Annotated in this window: 10 protein-coding genes; 3 read left to right on the forward strand and 7 right to left on the reverse strand. The window is 53.1% G+C overall.

Annotation, left to right across the window (positions count from 1 at the left end; translation table 11 throughout):
- The first annotated feature begins 8 nt into the window (after positions 1-8).
- Positions 9-4,355 (forward strand): S-layer homology domain-containing protein, encoded by a 4,347-nt coding sequence (locus DQG23_RS26505; RefSeq protein WP_113034053.1) that lies wholly within the window; start codon positions 9-11, stop codon positions 4,353-4,355.
- Positions 4,356-4,524: 169 nt separating this feature from the next.
- On the opposite strand, the gene DQG23_RS42285 is transcribed toward DQG23_RS26505, so the two are convergent.
- From DQG23_RS42285 to DQG23_RS26515, 3 genes are all read right to left on the reverse strand, one after another.
- Positions 4,525-4,692, reverse strand: coding sequence for a hypothetical protein (locus tag DQG23_RS42285; RefSeq protein WP_158560701.1), 168 nt, complete (start codon positions 4,690-4,692; stop codon positions 4,525-4,527).
- A gap of 44 nt (positions 4,693-4,736) precedes the next feature.
- Positions 4,737-10,304 (reverse strand): InlB B-repeat-containing protein, encoded by a 5,568-nt coding sequence (locus tag DQG23_RS26510; RefSeq protein WP_238178037.1) that lies wholly within the window; start codon positions 10,302-10,304, stop codon positions 4,737-4,739.
- A gap of 825 nt (positions 10,305-11,129) precedes the next feature.
- Positions 11,130-16,544, reverse strand: coding sequence for a DUF4838 domain-containing protein (locus tag DQG23_RS26515; RefSeq protein ID WP_158560703.1), 5,415 nt, complete (start codon positions 16,542-16,544; stop codon positions 11,130-11,132).
- An 830-nt stretch (positions 16,545-17,374) separates the two neighbouring features.
- Between DQG23_RS26515 and DQG23_RS26520 the strand changes: the two genes are divergently transcribed.
- Both DQG23_RS26520 and DQG23_RS26525 read left to right on the forward strand, forming a co-directional pair.
- Positions 17,375-18,265 (forward strand): helix-turn-helix domain-containing protein, encoded by an 891-nt coding sequence (locus tag DQG23_RS26520; protein WP_158560704.1) that lies wholly within the window; start codon positions 17,375-17,377, stop codon positions 18,263-18,265.
- 222 nt (positions 18,266-18,487) lie between these two features.
- A complete protein-coding gene (locus tag DQG23_RS26525) occupies positions 18,488-20,374 on the forward strand; it encodes a right-handed parallel beta-helix repeat-containing protein (protein WP_113034057.1) in 1,887 nt (628 codons plus the stop codon).
- Positions 20,375-20,451: 77 nt separating this feature from the next.
- Here the strand turns inward: DQG23_RS26525 and DQG23_RS26530 are convergent, their stop codons facing one another.
- The 4 genes from DQG23_RS26530 to DQG23_RS26545 form a co-directional block, all read right to left on the reverse strand.
- Positions 20,452-21,234, reverse strand: coding sequence for a M55 family metallopeptidase (locus DQG23_RS26530; RefSeq protein WP_158560705.1), 783 nt, complete (start codon positions 21,232-21,234; stop codon positions 20,452-20,454).
- 78 nt (positions 21,235-21,312) lie between these two features.
- On the reverse strand, positions 21,313-22,074 hold the full coding sequence (locus DQG23_RS26535) for a helix-turn-helix domain-containing protein (RefSeq protein ID WP_238178038.1): 762 nt from the start codon (positions 22,072-22,074) through the stop codon (positions 21,313-21,315).
- A gap of 133 nt (positions 22,075-22,207) precedes the next feature.
- Positions 22,208-22,633 carry a GNAT family N-acetyltransferase gene (locus tag DQG23_RS26540; protein WP_238178039.1) on the reverse strand — a complete coding sequence of 142 codons (426 nt, stop codon included), beginning with the start codon at positions 22,631-22,633 and terminating at the stop codon, positions 22,208-22,210.
- Positions 22,634-22,695: 62 nt separating this feature from the next.
- Positions 22,696-23,094: a nucleoside 2-deoxyribosyltransferase gene (locus DQG23_RS26545; protein WP_113034059.1), complete on the reverse strand. Its 399-nt coding sequence runs from the start codon at positions 23,092-23,094 to the stop codon at positions 22,696-22,698.
- Positions 23,095-23,119 lie beyond the last annotated feature (25 nt).

A 23,119-nucleotide genomic window follows, 5' to 3' on the forward strand; every position in this document is an offset into this window, starting at 1 on the left:
TGCGTAAGATGCAAACGAGGAGAAAAAGGAAGCTTGCGCTTGGCATGGCGCTTTGCCTGCTGTTCGGCACGCTGCCGTCATTGTCGGCCGAAGCTGAAAGCGTACGGTCCCAGGGACTTCAAAATGGAAGTTTTGAAAGCGTTACCAATAATGGTGTAACCGGTTGGCTGCCTGACGGGACGGCGACTGCAGTGACTGTTTCCGAGCAAGTTTATGCGGACGGTCAGCGGAGCCTCCTCTTGTTCGACAATTCCGACAAGGAATCGTACGGCGCGGTTAGCGAGCCGGTTGCGCTATCCCCTTTTGACAACGTCGTGCTGACAGCCAAGATCAGATCCGTGAAAGGCGACGGCGCCAAAATCGATCTTCGCTTCTACGACGAGGACGGCAAGCTGTTGTCCATTGTAAGCGGATTTGCCGAAGGGGAGACCGGCGTTTGGAAGGATGCCCGGGTTGCAGCCTCCTCGCCGAAGGAAGGCGTTTCGGTGAAAGCGGCTTTCTATTTTCCCAATGAGAAGACGGGAGAGCTGTATGTCGATGACGTTCGCCTAGCCATAACCGATGCCCCCGGTACGATCACGAATCTCGGCAGGCAATCGATGGCCCTTACCGTTATGACCGGTGCTTACGGGAAAGACAAAAACGGACGCGACGTCATGTACACGGTCGTTCAAGGGGATCCGGCCCAATTGGTCGTGATGGATGCAGCGACCAAGGAAGTGAAGGGGCAATATCCGCTCGTCGCCAAGGACGGCAGCAATGTATCCGCAGCTTGGGGTATCACCGTCGCATCGGACGGCAAAGCCTATGCCGGTAGCACCCCGAACGGCACGCTTTTCCAGTTCGATCCGGCAACGGAGACGGTGCGCACGATCGGTAAGCCCGTCGAGTCCGACACCGTAATCTGGACGCTCGTTCCGGGACCGGACGGCAAAGTATTCGGGGGAACGGGCTATTCGCAAAGCCTGTTCGAATACGATCCGGCAACCGACAAGACGAAGGTGCTGGCAAGCTTCAAGACGGTATCCAAGGATCAGCATATTCGCAGTCTCGCCTACGATCCCGATCGGAACGCGATTTATGTCGGCGGCGCCGATGTCGCCAAGCTGTATAGGTACGATCTGGCCACCCAGAAGAAGACGGAGCTTACGATCCCCGAATTTAGCGGGAAAACCAGCGTCTACGATCTCCAATATACGGCGGGCAAATTGTTCGTTCGCATAGATCCGGGTCCGGTTATGTTCGTATACGATCCGGCGGCAAACGCTTGGCTAGTCAAAAATAACACCGCCTATAATACGCGTGGCTTCTCGCCGGTATCTTCGGATAACCGGGTGTTTTATACCTTTCTGGAAACGCTGCCTGACGGCAAACAGCAATGGTCGCTTCATGCCTACAACGTCGAAACCGGCGCCTACGGCTCGCTCGGCGTGGAAGTCAAGGGCGTCGGCGTCTCTTTTGGCTACATAAACAAAGGAACTCCGGACGAGACTCTTGTCGGGCTGATCGGGAACAACGGCAGAGCTTTCTCCTATAACCTTCGAACCGGACATGTCGAAACGCCGGAGCTCGATTTGCCTCCGCAGTTCGTCGAGCTTTTCAACATCGGTAAGAGCTTGGACGGCAAAATGCTGTCCTCCGGCTTTATTTCCGGCGGCGGACTCGGCATTTACGATCCCGCTACGGGTCAAACGGAGCTGAAGCCTTCGCTCGGCCAGGTGGAAGGTTACGGGGCGCTTAACGGAAAAATGTATTTTGGCGTGTACCCGAACGCAAGCATTTTCGAATACGATCCGTCGCAGCCATGGAACCGCACGGATCCGAGTCTGCCAAACAACCCGCTCCGCATCGGCCAACTCGGAAACGAACAGGACCGCCCGCTCTCTATGGTCGGCGTCGACGAGCTGAATAAGCTGTTCATCGGCACGTACCCGATTGCAGGCAAAACCGGCGGCGCATTGACGATATACGACGGCATGACGAAAACGTTCACCGTGAAGCGCAATATCGTGATGGGTCATTCCGTCAACTCGCTCCTTTACCGCAATGGCAAGCTGTACATGGGAACAAGCGATATGACGGGAGCCGGCGGCGGAAAGCTGGCCGTGTACGATATTGCAACGGGAACGATCGACCGGGAAATGATCCCCGCAGCAGGTAAAAAAGCCGTTACGTCGCTTATTTGGGGACCGGACGGCAACATTTGGGGGATGGCGCTCGGGGAGCTGTTCATTTACAATCCCGACAGCAACGAGATCGTCTACCATGAAGACAAATTCCCGGCGGCGGACTATGCGCATACGAACCCGCGCCTTATGATCGGCATGGACGGAAACGTGTACGGATCGATCTTTACCGGCTTTGTCGCCGAAAGAACCTATACCGGCAAAATGTTTAAAATCGATGAGACATCGAAGGAAATGACAATTTTGATGGAGGGCAACGTCGAGAAGCTGGCACAGGACGATCGCGGCAGCTTCTATTTCAAATACCGCAGCGAGTTGATGCGCTTCGACGAATTAACGGACATTCAATTTACGGCTGCCCCAAGCGTGCCGTTGTCTGTTGGGGAATCCTATCAGACCGGCCTGAAGGCCATGTACGCTAACGGCTCTAGCAGCTCGGTCAGCAAAAATGTCGTTTATGAAAGCAGCGATACGAATGTGGCGGACATCGCGGCGAACGGCTTGATTACCGCAAAAGCGGCAGGTGAGGCACTCATTACAGCAAGCTATTTGGGTAAGGAGGCATCTTTTGTTTTAACGGTCAGCGCGCCGCCTGCGCCATCGGCTATCATCGATAAAATCGAGTTTACAAGCCCTTCTTACACGCTCTACGAAAATGAAACCAAGCAAACTGTCGTGAAAGCCGTGTACGATGACGGCAATCGCATCGTTCTGGAAAACGGCGTTTCCTTCAGCAGCACCAATCCTGCTGTCGCGGAAATCGACGCGTCCGGCCTCATCACCGCCAAAAAAGCGGGCTCGACCGTCGTAAGAGCGGTTTACGGCGAACTTAGCGCCGAGCAATCGGTCACCGTCGTTGCGAGGACGGTTCCTCCGGGCGAGAGCTGCAGCGGAACTAGCTGCGGCAATAATGGTGGAGATGGTAACAGCGGAGGCAATGATGGCGGCAATGGAAATGGCGGAAGCAATAATAACGGCAATGGAAACAACACGGGCAATGATGCCGGTACACCATCTTCCGCTCAAGTGAGGGAAGGAAAAATACGGCTTGGCACATCTTCCGGCGGCGGCTGGACCGTTACGAACGGCAATCTGCAAACCGCCGTTTCCCAAGCGGCTTCCGGGATTGTCGAGATCGAAGTCCCTGGCGAGAACGGCGAACCGGTGCTGTTACAGCTCGGAGCCCAAGGGCTGAAAACGGCGGCCGAAGGCGAAATGGCGCTCCGAATCGCAGCGCCGGGAATACGGATATTCATTCCCGCAGATGCGTTGTCCGGCCTTCCGTCAGACGCTGAAACGGTGGAGTTGAAGATTGCTGCGGCTGGAACTGAAGCGGAGTCCCTCGTTGCAGGAGCCGTGCGGCTGGACGGCGCCTATAAGGCAAGCGGAATCACAGTGACTTTGGAGCTGGTCGCGATTAAGGGAGGCGTTCGGAATTCCGTTCATCAATTCGAGGCGCCTCTCACCATTGAACTGACGCTTCCTCCGACAAAAATGAGCGGCATCCAAAAAGACTTAGCCGGCGTCTATTATGTCGACGGCAGCCGGATCGAATACATGGGCGGCGAATTTGCGGGCGGGCTGGTGCGTTTCGACACCGATCACTTCTCGGCGTTTGCCGTACTGGAGTTTGAAAAGGATTTTGCCGATATGTCCGATCATTGGGCGAGCGCCTATGTCAAAAAGCTTGCCGCGAAGCATATCGTCCAAGGCGTGGGCGACGACCGGTACGCTCCCGAGTTGTCCGTCACAAGAGCCGATTCCATCACGATGGCGATTCGCAGACTCGGCTACGGCAATCCGGCCGCAGGCGCATCCTTCTCCGACGTGGCGCAAGCTGCGTACTACGCCGGATTCGTTTCGAAGGCGGCCGAGCTGGGTCTTGCGGAAGGCGACAAAGGGCGCTTCCGTCCGGAGGATTCGCTGACCCGGGAAGAAGCCGTCGCCGTCTTGCTGCGGCTTTACGATTACTTGAAGCTGCCTGCTTCGCCGGCAGCAGCTGACGCAGCGTCATTCTCCGACATGGACGAAGCGTCCGAATGGGCAAAGCCGTACATCGACAAGGCCCTTAAATTAGGCTTAATCGACGGCAAAGGAAACAACGAATTCGACCCGCAAGGCAAAGTCACCCGCGCGGAAATCGCCAAAATGCTGAGCATATTGTTCTAGGAATGCCAGGTACCCTGCCGGGCCGAAAGCTAAACGTTCGGCCCGGCAATCGCCTCAACCTGCTGTCGACGCCCAGACTTCCGCCACGCCGCGCCATAACACAACCAACAGTACCACTAACTAAATTCAAGCCCCCCATCGAAACCCGCAACAATTCCACTAACCAACTTCAAGCAACCCCACCGAAACCGGCATCAATGAGTCGGTTGTACATGACGCCGGGGGAAGCGAAGTAGGTCTTGATTGAAAATAAACCAAGCTTGACCGGCACGGAGGCGAGAAGCAGATTGGCTGTGACCGGACGGCGTAAAGTAATGAAAAAGGAGCTTGCCGCCATACTTCGGCGGCAAAGCTCCTTTTCGCTCAACTACACTTATCGAATTAATTATCCCTTTGCAGCAGCTTCATCAGGATCGTTACAGCCTCGGCTCTTGTCGCCGTATCGTTAGGCGCGAACAAGTTGCCATCACGTCCGCTGATGACTCCCAGCTGCTTGACTGCAGCTACTGCGCCCTTCGCCCAGTCCGGGATTTCATTTTCATCCGCAAAGCCGCTTGCCTCATTTGCCGAAAGATTTGCGCCGGCAGCTCTTGCGATCATAACCGCCAGCTCTGCACGCGAGATGCTCGCTGCCGGACGGAAGCTGCCGTCGTCGTAGCCGCTGACGATTCCCGCCTGCACGGCTTGCGCGATAGCTTTCTTCGCCCATGAGGCGATATCCCGCTCATCCGTGAAGCTCAGTTCGGCGCCAGCGCCGGATGGCTTTAGCGCGTTCATCAATAACATCGCGAACTCGGCGCGCGAGATTGTTGCATCCGGCTTAAATGTGCCATCCGGATAACCGTCAACCACACCCTGCTGCACCGCTTGTTGGATCGTAGCCTCTGCCCAGTGCCCAGCCGTATCCGAGAAAGATACCTTCACTGGAACAACCTTTTTCTCATCTACGATCAGCACGGCAAACTTCGTGAAGTGGTCAACCTTCGCCATAATGGTGTCGCCTTCTACGCGACCGCCAATCTCCACCCACTCTTTATTAACTTCATCGTAGAAGAAGATGGCCGCGCGTTGGTTATCTCCTACTTTGGAAGTGTCGAACTTGAATGTCAACGTGACAGCCTGCTTAAAGTTCTCAGAAAAGTTCTTCAGCAGTTCGAATACATCACTGGCAAATACTTGCCCGTTCGAATTCAGTTGAACCGTATCCAGCACTTTCTCTACAGTAAGCTTCAGCTCACTGTCGGATGCCCCGGCTGGGATCGTAACCTGGATTTCGTCACCCAGCTTCGTCTCGCCAGCACTGCTCGCTGGTAAAGTAAGCTTGCCGTCGGTCGTGGATGTTGTCGCAGGAGGCGTGCTACCGCCCGGCGTTCCTCCAGTCGATTCACTGCCGCCAATTCCGCCACCAGTTCCGCCGCCAGTTGACGAAGCAGTAGGCGTCACGGCATTGGAGGCAGCCGAAGCCGCACTGCTGCCTGCGCTATTGATAGCCTGGACAGTAAATGTATAGATCGTACCATTCGTTAAACCCGTCAACGTAATCGGGCTTGCTGCAGCTGTAATCGTCTTGCCGTCCGGAGAAGAAATCACCTTGTATCCCGTGATTATGCTTCCGCCATCGCTGGTCGGTACGGTAAAGCTAATAGTCGCTTGACCATCTCCAGCTACAGCAATGACGTTAGTCGGCGCTGCAGGGGTCGTTTTCGGAGTGGCGCTCACTTCATTGGAAGCTATGCTGACTCCTCCCTCATTGATGGCCCCTACTACAAAATAATATCGTGTTCCGTTCGTCAAATCCGTTGCCTGGTAGCTGTAGACGGATTCACCTACTGTAACTGGATCACCGAATACTCCCGACGATATACCCTGGAAAACTTGATAGCCCTTTGCTCCGTCAACTGCGCTCCAATAAATCGTGGCCGTGGAATCTCCCGCAACAGCCGATTGGATGGCGGGTGCACCAGGCGGATTCAGGATCCACTTCGCGTATACCGTCGTATCTCCCGTAATCAGCGTCGTTTCGAAATGAAACGGCTTCTGCAATTCGCTATCACTGTACCAGCCAGCTAAGCTGTAGCCCGCCAGCATCGGCGAATCTGGTTCTGTCGCATAACCGTTGTAAGCAATATTCTGCTCCGCTACCGCGCTGCCTCCATTGCTCTCGAAGCTTACCTTGTAGCGGATGACGTCAAAGCTCGCCGTTACCTGAAGATCGGCTTTTACGTTTGTATCCGTCCGTACTGCGCTGGTATTGCCGTCGCTCCATTGTACGAAAACGTAGCCATCATTCGGCACCGCTGTAACCGTAGCCCCGTCAGCGCCGTGCTCTACGCTCTGAACAGCTTCACCAACGATACTTCCATTCGCTCCGGCTGTGTAACTCAGATCATAGGAATTGATCGTCCACTTCGCATACACAGTCGTCTGTTGGGTAATCGGTGTCGCTCCAAAAATAAACGGTGTGTTCAGATCGCTGTCACTGTACCAGCCGCCAAATGTGTAACCCTCTCGAACCTGATCCGCCGGTTCTGTCGCATAACCGTTGTAAGCAATATCCTGTTCCGGTACCGCGCTGCCTCCATTGCCCTCGAAGCTTACCTTGTAGCGGATGATGTCAAAGCTTGCCGTTACCTGAATACCGGCTTTTACATTTGTATCCTGCCGTACTGCGCTGGTATTGCCGTCGCTCCATTGTACGAAAACGTAACCCTCGTTCGGCACCGCTGTAACCGTAGCCCCGTCAGCGCCGTGCTCTACGCTCTGTACCGGTTGCCCTTCAATGCTTCCATTCGCTGCGGCTGTGTAACTCAGATCATAGGAATCGATCGTCCACTTCGCATACACAGTCGTCTGTTGGGTAATCGGTGTCGCTCCAAAAATAAACGGTGTGTTCAGATCGCTGTCACTGTACCAGCCGCCAAATGTGTAACCCTCTCGAACCTGATCCGCCGGTTCTGTCGCATAACCGTTGTAAGCAATATCCTGTTCCGGTACCGCGCTGCCTCCATTGCCCTCGAAGCTTACCTTGTAGCGGATGATGTCAAAGCTTGCCGTTACCTGAATACCGGCTTTTACATTTGTATCCTGCCGTACTGCGCTGGTATTGCCGTCGCTCCATTGTACGAAAACGTAACCCTCGTTCGGCACCGCTGTAACCGTAGCCCCGTCAGCGCCGTGCTCTACGCTCTGTACCGGTTGCCCTTCAATGCTTCCATTCGCTGCGGCTGTGTAACTCAGATCATAGGAATCGATCGTCCACTTCGCATACACAGTCGTCTGTTGGGTAATCGGTGTCGCTCCAAAAATAAACGGTGTGTTCAGACCACTGTCACTGTACCAGCCGCCAAACGTGTAACCCTCTCGAACCTGATCCGCCGGTTCTGTCGCATAACCGTTGTAAGCGATGTTCTGCTCCGGTACCGCGCCGCCTCCATTGCTCTCGAAGCTTACCTTGTAGCGGATGATGTCAAAGCTCGCCGTTACCTGAAGATCGGCTTTTACATTTGTATCCTGCCGTACTGCGCTGGTATTGCCGTCGCTCCATTGTACGAAGACGTAGCCCTCGTTCGGCACCGCTGTAACCGTAGTCCCGTCAGCGCCGTGTTCTACGCTCTGTACCGGTTGCCCTTCAATGCTTCCATTCACTCCGGCTGCATAATACAGATCGTAACGGTTGATCGTCCACTTTGCGTATACCGTCGTATCTCCCGTAATCGGCATCCATTCAAAATAAAAAGGAAAGTTCAGACCACTGTCACTGTACCAGCCGCCAAACGTGTATCCCTCGCGAGCTTGATCTGCCGGTGCTGCCGCATAACCGTTGTGATCAATGGTCTGCTCCGGTACCTGGCTGCCTCCATTGCTCTCGAAGTTTACCTTGTAGCGGATGATGTCAAAGCTCGCCGTTACCTGAAGATCGGCTTTTACATTTGTATCCGTCCGTACTGCGCTGGTATTGCCATCACTCCATTGTACGAAGACGTAGCCTTCGTTCGGCACCGCTGTAACGGTAGTCCCGTCAGCGCCGTGCGCCACGCTCTGTGGCGTGTACCATTGAATGCTTCCATTCGCTCCGGCTGTATAATCCAGAACGTAACGTTTGATCGTCCATTTCGCGGATAGGATCGTGTCTTGGAAGATCGCCTGCGCCTCGAAATTAAACGGATACATGTCCCACTGGTTCGCATACCAGCCGTCAAACGTATATCCCTCGCGAACGGGCGGTTCGATCGGCTTTGTCGCCAGTTCATTGTAAGCGATGCTCTGCTCTTGTACCGCGCTGCCTCCATTGCTCTCAAAGCGAACCTTGTAGCGGATGGCGTCAAAGCTCGCCGTTACGTTAATATCGGCTTTTACGTTTGTATCCGTGCGTTGCGCATTTGTATTTCCATCGCTCCATTGCGTGAAGACGTAACCATAGTGCGGCTGCGCGTAGACCGTAATTCCGTTTGCTCCGTGCGTTACGCTCTGTGCCGTCTGCCCTTGAAGGTATCCATTCTCACCGGCCGCATAGTTCAAATCATAACGATTGATCTCCCATTTCGCATACACGGTCGTATTTCCGGTGATCACTCTTGTCGCAAAATCAAACGGTTCCCATAACCATTGGTCCGTATACCAACCCTCAAACGTGTGTCCCTCTCGAACGGGCTGAGCGGCCGGCTCAGACGCCAATTGATTGTAGATTACGTTCTGCTCCGTTACCGCGCTGCCTCCATTGCTCTCGAAGCTCACCTTGTAACTAGCAATCTCCCAACCCGCGTACAATGTCTTAGGTGCAATGATCGGCGTAGTCAAGAAATTAAACTTTTCGTTTAGTGCGCTGTCACTGTACCAGCCAGTGAACGTGTAACCTTGCCGATTAGGTGGATAAGGCACAAACGCATAATCGTTGTAAAATATGGTCTGCTCCTGTACCGAACTGCCTCCGTTGCTCTCGAAGCTCACCTTGTTGCGAATAACTTCAAATTGCGCCGTAACGTTGATATTCCCCGAGACGTTTGTATCCGTACGCACGGCGCCCGTATACCCGTCGCTCCACTTCACAAACCGGTAGCCTGTACCCGGCACGGCCGTAACCGGGCTGCCGCTCCCGCCGTGCAATACGGTTTGCGGTGCTGTGCCTTCTACGGTTCCACCGGCTCCTGCACTGTAGCTCAGCGTATACTTGGTAGTCTCCCACTTCGCAAATAACTTCACATCATGGGCTGGCATCTTGAGCGCAGAACCAACCGCATAATCTGTGCCAAACCCGTCTGCCTGCGTATTCCACCCGACGAACGTAAAACCTGTCTTTGAGAATTGGCTATTTCCTAGGACCGTGTGATTAGTATTTTTAATATACTTAAGAAAAACTGTTCTTGGCGCGGTCCCCGAACCGCCGTTTATATCATATGTAAGCATGTATCCCGTCTGAATCGAACGAATCAGCTGATTCTGTGGGTCAGGAATGTACAAGTCGCCCTTGTGATCCACCGAGATCAACTTCGGCGTGTCTAGGGTAGTTAATGTCAGGGGGGCATCCCATGTGCCTTTTTGCCCGGTTGTCCCGGCGAAATTCATGTTGTTATACTCTGATGTAGTAACAAGATCAATCACTATGATCCGATGATTCCCGCTGTCTGCGACATACATGTTGCCGGCGCTGTCAATCGCCAAGCCGCCTATATTCCTGAATTGCAACTGACTCAGCTTTTGGTTACTATTTGTGCCCTCTTGTCCACCTGCATAACTCCATGCTTTACCTGCGGTGTCAACCTTCCGAATCCGGTGTTGGTCTGAGATATAGAGATTTCCCTGGCTGTCAATCGCCACATCTACAGGGTTGTACAGCGGAACGGACGTTGCCGGTTGACCTTCGCCGTAATTTCCAGTGCCGCCGTTGCCCGCCACTGTTGTTAGATTGCCTGATGCATCCACCATCTTAATGCGTTTATCGCCTTGATTCACGATGTAGAGATTTCCCGTCCTATCGTCAAACTTTAACGCTTCAGGCGAATGCAACCCCAGATGTGCTACTTGATGAATGATACCGGAAGAATCAAGCTTCAGAACACGCCAATTGTCTCTGTCTGATATGTAGAGGTTCCCTAAGCTGTCAAGCGCTAAGCCCGTAGGCGTTCTCAAAGCTGTTTCTGTCCCCAATGTACCTTCCGCAATCTCGCCATTCCCCGCGGTTCCTGTACCCGCGACGGTGGTGATTGCCCCATCCGCTTCATTTACTTTCAGAACCCGATGATTATTAGGCTCTGCAATATAGAGGTTTCCCTGGCTGTCCGCAACCACCGCGCTCGGATTACCGGTTAAACCAGACACCGGGGTACCTATAGCAAATTTATTTCCATCTGGCATTGCTTCAACTCTTTCCCCCACAGGAAGTCCGACAGAAGCCAATAACATAAACACCATACATACAAGCAACGATTTGCTGTATTTCACGTCTTGATCCCTCCGATTCTACTTGATTCGACTACAACTCAGAGATACTATATAGATTTTGTCGAATCCACAGTAGTGTCAGTTGTCATCATTCTTGTCATATGACAAAATAAACGCGGCACCCGGGATTGACTCGCGCATAGATACACAGCGCCTACCATATAGCAGACGCCGCCTGAAACCAGCAAGACGATTTTCTCCGGACGAAAGGGCAGTCAGAAGCGGCGTAAATCCATTAAGAACGAAGAGGAGCTTTGCCGCCATACTTCGGCGGCAAAGCTCCTCTTCGTTTCAACTACACCTGTCGAATAAACTCCCGACTGTGTAACAACTATTCTACTCGATCAAATGTACGGGGCTTTGGTCGGCAGGGCTCCATACCGTGCCGCCTCCCCAGCCGAATAAACCTTTATTGCCGTGATAGTTACGGAAGAACAGCGCTTCGAAGGTGCTCGACGCCTTCGGATCGAAGCCGAAGCTCGCGAACGGAATGGCTTGAATGACATTCCAGCGGTCGCTTTTTCTCTGAGCGCTTACTTCAAACTGGGTAGTCGGGGAAAACGTCGGACCGGTTTTGTAAACGAACTTGACTGCATCCGGATTCGTAAAGAAGGCGTAAGTCGTACTTCCCTGGCCGCCTGACAAATGGGTTTCGACCGAATCGTCCGCACCGCTGCTCCACCATCCGTTAGGCGCGTCGCTCACGATCATGCCCTCTTGGTCGTCATCGAAACTCTCGTATCCGACATATAGATTTTCGTCGTCCCAGAGCAAGTATACTTTCGTCTCCACCGGAACCGGCTTCATGCTTTTCATGACCAAAAACGTCGTAACCGGCTCCGCGTTCACCCATGGTCCCGTGCTGAAATCGAGCGATTGCAAAATTTCTTCCTTGGTTGCCGTCGTTTTCACTGCATTTGCCGAAAGATTGGGCAGCTCGCCATACAAAAACACCATCTGGTTAAACGTGGAACGAATAGGCTCTATTCTCGCCTTCGCTTGCCCTTCAGCCAACCCCCAAGCTTCGTCAAGCGCGCTTCGGGCTTCGTCTTTGATGCCTGCTGCTATGATATATTGGCCGATTAGCTGACTTTCGTTGGAATACCAGTTGATGGGCTGCCGATCGAAGTTCCAGCCTTGCTCGATCAGCTCGTAATACCGCTTCATCGGCTCGGCCGCTGCTCCGTAAGCTTTTTGAATAAACTCATTTTTCAAAGCTTCCAGATCGGCGTCCGGGTTCCAGAACAGCTTATGGAAAAGCCAAAATTGCAGCGCGTTGACTCCCCAAGCTTGATCGCCGGCGTCGAGCACGCCTTCCGGAAGAACGCCCATGATGCCCAAATCGCGATAAAACTGCATATCCGCCTGTACCTTCTCCGCGATCGGCCTTTCGTAAGAAGCCGGGTAGCAGCAGCCATAGTAGTTGTACATGACGACGTTTTTCGTTTTTTGCGCCCACTGCTCCAGCAAGACCTTATAGCCATAATTGTTGCTTTCGGTATCGCTCGTATTCAGCGGAATCCGCTCGTCTTCCGACGCAGGCGCCATTACGATGAGAATGTTGTCCTCCAGTTCCACCTTCGGCGGCGTTTCGGTAAAGAAATACGCATAACTTACGATCCTGACGTCGGGATAAGTCTTTTTCACCTCGGCGGCCACTTTGTTCAGGAAGGTGAAGAACACCGTCGATTTGTAAGCCGGATCATCCGGTTGTACGACTACGCCGTCAGGCGTCGTGAAAGGCTGCCGGCTCTCTTCGCTTTGCGTGAAGCTATGATTGTCATTGATCCCGATGCCGATATATTGGGTGCCATGTACGCTATGGAACTGCTTGACCTTCTCGGCGATCACTCCGGGAACGTCAGGATTGTAGAAGTTGATTTGCGTTTTGTGGGAAACAGGTACATAACCTCCGTTTTCCCAGTTGTAATATTCCGGATGGGACGCGAAAAACTCCTCGTTCGGCAGCCAGAAGCCCAGATTATGTCCGAGATTGACCGCTTTGATGCCCATGCTTTCATGCTCGCCCCAATACGATAGATTCTCGAATTCGGCAAACTTGGCATTCAGCTTGTTGCGAGTAAGCATCTCCATCGTACCGAAATCGTATTTCGGCACGCCCGTGACGCCGGTGCCTGTCGTGTGCCACCCTCGCACTTGGAACGGTGATTTCTCCCTGTAATCCGTTTTATCGGCCTTGATCGTCGATGCCGGCTCGTAAATCGAACCGACGTCCGTCGAGCGGGTCCATAGGATGCCCGTATTTTTCTCCAAGAAGTCATATATACCGTTGAGAACGCCCCGCGGCTCGGAACCGATGATGTAAATCCGGTTTCCGGATTTTCTTACGGCAAAACCGTCGGATCCCTGCAAAAAGGCAAGATCGTCTGCATAACGGTCCGATAAACCGGCATATGATTCCGGGGTAGCTAAAATGATGCGAATACGTTCTTCGCCGCTCTCCGCTTCGTTGCTCAAAACGGAAACCTTTTTCGATTCGGCGGAAGCCTCCTGCTCCTCCTCCTCGACCGCACGAAGCGTGACGTCGTCGATCCATAGCTTACCCGTCCCCTCGGCAGCCTGGGAAAAGCTCCAGAAGTTGATCCAGTTGAAATCGAAGTCGTGGTCCGGATTGCGGGTATAACGCACTTCCACAAGCGTCCAATCTTCGCCTACGGCAACCGTATGCTTGGCAGAGCCGCCCGGTATGTCGCCGACGCCGTTTTTCAGCTCGCGGAATTCCACCGTCGCTTTGCCGGCTTTCTCGCCTTTCATCCAAGCCTGCAATACATACTCCTGACCTGGCTCCAGATGAAGCTCGCGATCCGTTCGGGAATACGTGTAGCCTGCAGCGACCATATCCATTCGCATAGAATGACCTCCGCCATGCGACACGCTGCTGTCCCAAACGCCGACTCCCGCCGGCGCCCACCAGCCGTCCAAATTCGCGGCTTCAAAGTCCGGGTTGTAGATTACATTGCGGTCAAGCTGTACGGACAAAGTCAGCGGATCAAGCGCGATTCCGTCCGCACTCGCCAGGAGGGTTGCCGTATAAGTGCCATCCGTCACTGATGCCGGTACGCGGAGCGTTCCCGTCACTGTTCTAGATTCATTGCCGGCGAGCTCAATTCCGGCGATCGGCTGCACGAACAGCGGACCGCTGTCCGTCTGTGCGAAGCTTACGTTTACAGGCTGCTCACGGTTATTCGCCACATCGATCCGGAACGGATAGTCCCCGCTCCGTTTCACGTTAAGCATACTGTCCAGCAATTTTGCACTCAATGGCGCTTTCTCGACCGCACGAAGCGTGACGTCGTCGATCCACAGCTTGCCGGTTCCCTCGCCGGACTGGGAAAAGCTCCAGAAGTTGATCCAGTTGAAATCGAAGTCGTGCTCCGGATTGCGGGTATAACGCACTTCCACAAGCGTCCAATCTTCGCCTACGGCAACCGTATGCTTGGCAGAGCCGCCCGGTATGTCACCGACGCCGTTTTTCAGCTCGCGGAATTCCACCGTCGCTTTGCCGGCCTTCTCACCTTTCATCCAAGCCTGCAGTACATACTCCTGACCTGGCTCCAGATGAAGCTCGCGATCCGTTCGGGAATACGTGTAGCCTGCAGCGACCATATCCATTCGCATAGAATGACCGCCGCCATGCGACACGCCGCCGTCCCAAACGCCTACTCCCGCCGGCGCCCACCAGCCGTCCAAATTCGCGGCTTCAAAGTCCGGGTTATAAATTACATTGCGGTCAAGCTGTACGGTCAAGGTCAGCGGATCAAGCGCGATTCCATCAACAGTCGCCTGAATGATGACATTGTGCGTACCGTCTGCTGCATTCCAAGGCACATGAAGCGTTCCGTTCACACCGGCGGCTTCGTCAACCGCCAATTCGATTTCGTTCAGAGGATCGATAGTGAGCGGATCGCCGCCTAGCTGCGTGAAATTCACTTGCGCTTTCTTTCCGCTGTTGTTGACTAGATCGATTCGGAACGAATAGCTGCCGCTCTTGCCGATGTTCATTGCGCTGTTCGACAGTGCTGCGCTCACCGTCTCACTGCCGATATCGCCTCTTACGATCGGCAGCTCGGCCCCGCTTATCATCGAGATCACGCTTTGCAGCTCAGTTGCTGCATACTGCTCCAAACCGCCGGCGGAGGAGCCGATGAGTATATCCGCGTTGGGCACCCCGTTCTTGACAAGCAGAGCGGCCGGCTTTTGAGTCGGCGTCGGCTCTGTGGTTGCCGTGGGCGTCGGTGAAGGCGTCGCTGTTGCCGTTGGTGCCGGCGTAGGCGTCGCTGTTGCCGTCGGTGCCGGCGTAGGCGTCGCTGTTGCCGTCGGTGCCGGCGTAGGCGTCGCTGTTGCCGTCGGTGCCGGCGTAGGCGTCGCTGTTGCCGTTGGTGCCGGCGTAGGCGTCGTAACCCCCGGATCAGTCGTCGCTGCCGGACTGGAAGTCGGAGCGCCCGCTCCTTTCATTTTGTCCGGCTGGCGTTCGAACCTCGTCCCCTTCGCATACTCGCTGATCGTCGCGGTTTCGATGCCGCCCTGTCCGGTAATGCTGGCGACGGCGTCTACAATAAGCGAAACGATCGCGGCTTCCTTACTTAATTGGAGCGTAACGCCTGCAGCCTGCCGGGAAATGGTCAGCTCCTTGATTTTTCCTTGCACGACTTCCACGGATACGCTTGCCGCGGCAATCGTTACATGCTCGAAGCCCCCCGACAGCTTTACGCGTGCATCTTTCGGCATGTTCTCGGAGAGGAGCGCCCTAAGCAATCCCTCTCCCGTAAGGCCTGTCGTATCCACGATGGCGGAGGAGTTCAGCACAACCTCGGCAATGGTCGTCGCTCCTTCCGCTACGACGCGCACAGTGCCCGCTGCCTTATCGATAACGACCGTAACGAACGTGGAATCTTCAAGGTGAACGCTGTTGGCGCCGCCGGCCTTGATCGTCGTCGTTCCTTTGACGGTAACATTCGTCAGGAAGGCATCGCCTTCCCCAATCCCTTCCGCCAGCAGCAGATCGCCGGTGATGATCATATTCCGCAGCGTAACGCCCTCGACGGCGATCATGACGTCGCCTTTTACCGTTATGGGCTCGTCAGCAGGGCCATACGTGCCGGATTTGTCATATACCGTCGTCCCCTTTCTTTCGGCGGAGGAAGCCCGGTCAAGCGTGACGACAGCCTCGGCGCGCGTAATTTCCGCTTCCGGCTCGAAGCGTCCGGTTTCATAACCTTCCATCACGCCGATTGCCGCTACTGCCGCAATGGAACCGCGGCTCCAAGCAGCCATTTGGCCGGCATCGCCAAACGCTTCGAAGCCGGACGCGCTTCCTGCGGTATCGAGTCCGAGCAGTCGGGCCGCGATCACAGCCGCTTCCTGCCGAGTGATCGATTGGTCGCTCCCCACTGTGCCGTCGTCATAACCTTCCAGGTATCCGGCTTTGACCGCTATGGCAATGTCCCCGAACGCCCAGTCGGAAGGCTTCAAATCGTTGAACGCAATTTCCGCCTTCTCGCGGAATCCGAAGGAGCGATTGACGAGCGCCGCAAATTCTCCGCGCGTAACGCTCTTGTCCGGCTTGAATGTACCGTCGGGATAACCTTGTATTTTCCCGTCCGCAAGCCATTCGGTCAACAGCGCCTTCGCCCAGTGACCCTCTATATCGGCAGGGACACCCGTCCCGGCCGCCTCTCCCTCCGCCTTAGATTCAGCGGCGCCGAATACGGGATTTAACACCGATAGCATTAATAGCAAACTCATCATGAATGCGGTTATCTTAGTTGAACGGCGAAATAGCCTCATAAATCGATTTTCCTCCTTGTTGGCTGTTGGAAAAGATTTCAGTAAGCGTTCCCATTCTTGTCAATCGCGCCACAGCCGGTTCGGGGTGCATCCCTTCGAGGCTCCATTGGAACCCATGCGAAATGATTTAATTCTCCCGTCATTGGCAGTAGGCTGCATCGGTACGGCTTTCTTATCAGGACAGATGCGTTCGACTTTCTCCCCTTCATTACGCTGAAAGAAAAGTCGGCAGCCTGCATCAACCAAAAGCTGAGGGCCCTCTTCGCTTTTGGAAAACGTTCCTTTTGAAGATCAGCCGGAATTCCCTTCCATCATAAAAAATAAAATTTCTCCGGACAATTGGCGAAACTTCCCAATAGTTGTCCTTTTGTCGCATGCTTATCGATTTGTTTTCTCTGCCCGAAGCTCCCCCAAGCTCAAACCTCCTAATTTGCAAAGCCGTTACAGCAGTCCGAATCATTCAAAAATTGCAGTCTGCTGTCCTATTATTCCAGGTCGAAGAGCCCCCCTCCGATTGAGCATGGTTCTGGCTCTTTTTCATTTGCGGCAAACGAGATAAAATAAAGCTGCACGCCTTGCAATTTCCGGCATATCTTTCGTGAAAATAATCCATATATTCGCGATATTCGTCGCTATTTTCAGAAGAAATTTTAGAATATGATGTGAAAATTAGTACATGTTTGATGAAAAAATTAAAATGCCCGATTTTGCCGTTCCGTAGTCCCGTTCAGAAAATATACTTCATCCAAAAAATTGGAGGAGGGAAGCGCACTATGGATACCGAAATTCATTTTTCGAATATAGTCCATACGCTGCAGATCGTAGGCTGTCATTTTGGAGCGAAGCCGGAAGGCTGGTCGTATCCGAGGCATCATCATTATTTGTTCGAGCTTCTTTACTGTTGGGACGGAGAAGCGATGCAAACGGTGGAAGAGAAAGAGATCGCTTTTGCCGCCGGGGATTTAATGGTGCTAAAGCCGGGCGTGAGGCACGGAACTAGGAATAATACCGCGGATACCTACACTTACTTCAATGTTCATTTCAATACGGACGACATGGAGCTCCGAAGTCTGCTAACCTCTTCTTCTTATAAGTTTTTGCCGCAAACGATCATCCGACAATCCCGAATTCCCGGTTATATCAAGGAGATTGAAGCGCTGATGCAAAAAGAGCTGATCGATCCGCACAACTATCAATGGATCGGCAATCAAGGCTTCCTTCCCTTACAAGCAACGCATAAACTCATTCTGCAAAGCTATATTCTCTTGATTCTTAAAGAGTTTGTTACGCTCCTCGGCGCTTCCGGCCATGAAGCCGAGAAGAGCTCACCTCAAACCTACGCCCTTCAAGTCAACGTCGCTCACGCAATCGAATCGAGGCTCCAAAGCATGATTTTCTCCAAGGCGGTCATTGCCGATATTGCTAAGGAGCAAAATCTAAGCCGCAGCCAGTGCTCCAAAATTTTCACGCAAGTTTACGGCATGTCGCCGCGCCAATATTTGAGCGAGCTCAAACTGAATCAGGCCAAAAAATTTCTTCTGAGCAGCGAGCTGACGGTAGAAACGATTTCCGAGGAACTGGGCTTCGCTTCCGTCAGCCATTTCTCTAGACAGTTTAGAAGATGGACGGGCGTTTCCCCGATTCAATTTCGGCCGAAGCATTAAAATGGACAAGCGCATAAGGCTACAAAAGGACAAAAAGTCGGTGTTTTTGCCAATTGCCGCATCGGTTCTATTTATCTATGATGAGGATGAACATAGTCTTCGTTAATAGATGAGCAGCCAAGTGATTGTTTGGACGAGTGTAAACAAGTGCGCAAGCCCTCCCCTACTAACCGATACCGGGCGGGCACCTCTATATTGCAACTCATTGAGGAGGCACGAGAAATGGACAAAGCAAAAGCCGATGCTGCAAACGGAAATGAAAGCGTTCTACCGCAACAAGAGGAATCGATAAGCAGGCGAAAACTGTTATTCTCCCTAGGCGCGGCGGGTGCAGCATTATCCGTCGGCAGCTTGCTGCCTATTCAAGGGATGACGGGCGTCGCGCATGCGGCGGCAGGCAGCGTGGAAACGTTGACGCTTGCGGATTTAAGACTGACGTCCGCACCGGACCCGCTGGCCGTCTATTTCGTTACGGATAGCGGAAAAGAAGGATATTTTCGCTACGATTCTTCGGACACGTCCTCGGCGGATAATACGGGAACGGTCGTCGTATCGACCTCCGGAGCGCGTTTCAAACGGATGACGGACGGGGAATTCGTCAATGTAAAGTGGTTCGATGCCAAAGGCGACGGCATTGCGGACGATACCGCAGCAATGCAGGCAGCCCTGTACGCAGGCGCAGGGACGGTGTTTGTTCCTGACGGAACCTATATCGTCGACGGAGTCGTTTCGTGGGCCAATCGCGACACCCCCAACCGCGGTCTGGACATTCCGGACAACACGCACCTGCAGTTATCGCCGAAGGCCGTCATCCGGATCGTGACCAACTCTTCGGATTCCTATACGATCTTGCGCGTGCAAGACCGCAGCAACGTGAGAATAAGCGGCGGTACGATCGAAGGAGACCGCGCTACGCATACGGGCTCGGGCGGAGAATGGGGCTACGGGATTTGCCTGAACGGAGCGAAAAACGTAACGATCGAAAATATCATTGTCAAAAATTGTTGGGGAGACGGCGTGTTTATTAGCCGAAGCGTCACATCTACTTCCCCATCATCGAATATCAAAATCGTCGGCCTAACAAGCGACAACAACCGCCGGCAAGGGATGAGCTGTCTCGCGGTAGACGGACTGTACGTGGGGGGAAGCAGCTTTCGGAATACGAACGGAACGCCGCCGCAATCCGGGATCGATTTTGAAGCCGAGCTCGACATGAAGAACAAAAACATTAAAATTGTCGGCTGCGAATTTGTAAACAATGCGGGCGACGGCATCCAGTTGAACAATGCGGCATCGCATTTTATTTTTAGCGGCTGCACGTTCGTCAGCAATGGCGGCAGAGGCGTTTCCGCCTTCCTGAACGCATACGGTTCGATTATCGGCAACACGTTTACCGGCCATACTGCAAATAATGCAATCATGGTATTGAATTGCAATTATATGACCGTTTCCGAAAATACTTGTACCGGTAATAGTGTAGGGATTTACGTCGGCGTTTCCGCTCCCCACCTGTCGATCAGAAGCGGCGATCACAATACGATAGTCAATAATACGGTAGAGTCGAATACGACATGGGGAATGATCGTCGCCTCTTCCTACAATCAAGTGTCGGGCAATCATGTCCATAATAATACGGGCGTGGGGCTCTACATATACGCAGCCACGCATACGAGGGTGTCGGATAATAAGGTAAGCCTTAACGGGACGGGAATTGTCGTATCCGACGGCTCCAGCGACAATGCGATTATAGGGAATATCGTCGAACGGAACAACAAGGACGGCATTTATATCAACGGCGGCGCCAACTACTCGGCGGCCGGCAATTACTGTACGGCCAACGGGCAGCTTACGAACGCGACTTACAGCAATATCGCGCTGAACGCCTGTACGAATTCATCCGTATCGAACAACATTTGCCGCAGGGGGGATCTGACGAACAAGCCGGCAAACGGCATTTTCCTAAGCGGAGCCGGCAGTGCCAACTTTGTAACGAACAACGACTGCTACCAAGGCGGAACCGCGAACGGGATCAAGGATTCGAACACAGCGACCGTTTTCGGAGCAGGCAACCGAACGAACGGCGGGACGTTTTCCGTTACGCCGAGCTGAAGCGGACGAAACAAAGGACCCCATCGGAAGGGTCCTTTATTTCGTTTCGCACGTGTGATGGGGCAGAAAGTGATCGATTATGTAAGAATGGCTTTCACAGACGTTACCGTCCGCGAGGTTGTCAGCTCATCGATGCGCTCCACGCCCGGCTGTCCGGCACGCTCGTCGGCCAGCGCCTTGGATTTGAACGCGCATTTGACTTCATAAGGACCCGGGATGACGAACGAGTCACGGCGGGACAAAGCCAATGCTGCCTCTACATCGCGGCGAATACGTTTGGCGGCTTCGTTAGGATGCAGGGAGGTCGCACCGCCGTTGGCATGTCCCTGCTTGACGATCGTCGCCGGCAAATCTTCGCCGAGAAATTGTCTCGCTTCCGCTACAGCCGCCGCATCGCCGCTTACATAAGCGACCGGAACGCCGTAGCCGCCGGCAATAAGCGCCATTTGCCCGATTTCTCCGATTTTCCGTCCGTTGATCTCGTAATATAATACATTCGTATGACTCTGGGTGTGCGGCATTACCGCATTAGGCGTACCTTCCATCGAATGATACCCGATCATAAGCATGGCATGGAACGTTTCATCCATTCCGGGGAAAATATTGCTCGCTGAGTCCGGACGCTCGAGCTCCGCCCGCGGGTCCAAACGATCCCATAGCAGATTGTAATCCGCGCTACCATGTCCATCGTTGACGACTACCCGTGTCGCACCCGCCGCGAAGGCTCCTTCGATGGCGGCATTCACCTCTGCAGTAAGCACCGGCTGATATTTTGCGTAGAAAGGATGACCTTGCTGAACCTGTTCCCATTTGGTTACGAGGCTAACGCCTTCCATATCGGTCAGTATGTAGACATGCATCCCGAGTCCACCCCTTAGGTTTGTCTGGTAATTCATCTACTATTATAATTCGCGGACCGGTAAAGTTGGAACGGATTTCTATAATAAAGACTTAATCAAGACTCCATTAATGACTAATCCGTCGACCTGGCAATCTTCCAGAATGACGCCCGACAAGTCGCAATTTTTGATCCTGCCGCCTCGCAGATTCACATCCTCCAGGCAAAGAGGATTATACGTTTCCGGCTGCAGCAGCCAGCTATTTTTAAGTGCGGAGCCTTTAATACGTACCCCGGATAAATTGCAATTTATGATCTCGGCCCCTTCCAGATCGCAGCGATCGATTAGGCTCCGCTTAAAATCGTTTTCCGAGAACCGAATAGGTTCCGTATGTCCCCCAAGATCGTGAATGACCGCTCCGTTCATTTGGCTAAAACCGATCGTAAGGCCGTCAAGATCGAGATGCTTCAAGGATACATGAGCCATTCCTCCATGATGAATGCTCATGCGGTTTAAGCGGCTATCGAATATTTCGGCGCCATCAAGAATGACGTCGCGCATGACGATACCTTTCAAATCGGAGCTTTCAATCTTCGCTTCCGAGAAGTCGGCTCTAACTATCGTTTGCTTATGGTCTTGTGAGTCGGCTGTTTTCGTGCCAAAAAATAGAGAGTCGATGGAACATGTAAACAACGTCGATATTTTGGGCAGCAAGGTAATGTCAGGGGTCGCCAGCCCGGTTTCCCATTTGGATACGGCTTGAGCCGTCACGCCCAGTAAATCGCCCACTTCCTGCTGTGTGAGCCCCCGTTCGAGTCGGAGCCCTCTCAGTCGTTCATTAAGATTAATCGCTTCCGGCAAAGCCGCTCACCGCCTTCTCATTCGTATAAGTAAATCATGGCATAGGAGCCGGCGAGTCGCAATGGAAGCAAAGTTGATCCGTATACAACCGTTGGTTGTATGCATGTATTTGAACCGCGAAATCTGTGCGAAATTATCGTTGTCCCTCAATGACCCTAAACATCCCTGTCATTTCCGGCGCATAATTTTTAAACCCGAACCGTTCATAGAACTTGTCGTTTCCTTGCGATGCAAATAAGCCTACGAAAGCAATGCCGTTCGCAGACCTGCACTTTTGGATATAAGCAAGCAGACGCTCCATCATCATAGCGCCTATCCCTTTTTTCTGGTGCTCCGGCAGAACGGCGACATCCTGGATGTAGAAATACATGACTCCATCGCCGACGATCCGTCCCATTCCGACAACTTCCCCCTCCGAAACCGCTACTACGGCATAAACGGAACGGGTAAGCGATTGTTCGGACATTCCCGTATCGATACTGCCCCAGCCCACCGCTTCCCATAAAGTCTTATGTTCCTCCACAGTCGGGGAACGCTCGATAATTTCAATATTCGCCAATATTACCGCCTCCGCCAAAAGAGGACTCACCACACGTTGAAATCCTCCCTAATACATAACTGCTAGCCGTTAAAAGAACCGGCCTCTACTACAGTCTCGACTAACTCGTCGATCGTCCCGAAGCACTTTCTGACTTCAGGCACATGATAAAACGTGCTTGTCGTTTCAACATCGTTTACCTCTTCATTCGGCGAATAAAGATAAACTTTTTTGCCTCGGCCAAGCGCAATGCCCAGTTCGACGTGACTGCCTTTGCCTGCCGGCAGTATAACGACAACAAAATCGGCTTCGGTTACAGCCTGTATCTCCTGCCGGCCGATTTCCCCCAATTGCTCGATTGTAGATACCCCTTCATTACGGGTCCAATCATAAGTAAGCTGAAATCCTCTATTTATTAACTTTTCGCTGACATCTCTTACCGTTTGCATATTCCTAAAACTGGATGCGACATAAAATTTCATTTTTTCCTCCGCACAGAAATAAGCG

The organism is Paenibacillus contaminans, from assembly GCF_003285015.1.
In the GTDB taxonomy this organism is placed as follows: Bacteria; Bacillota; Bacilli; order Paenibacillales; family NBRC-103111; genus Paenibacillus_V; species Paenibacillus_V contaminans.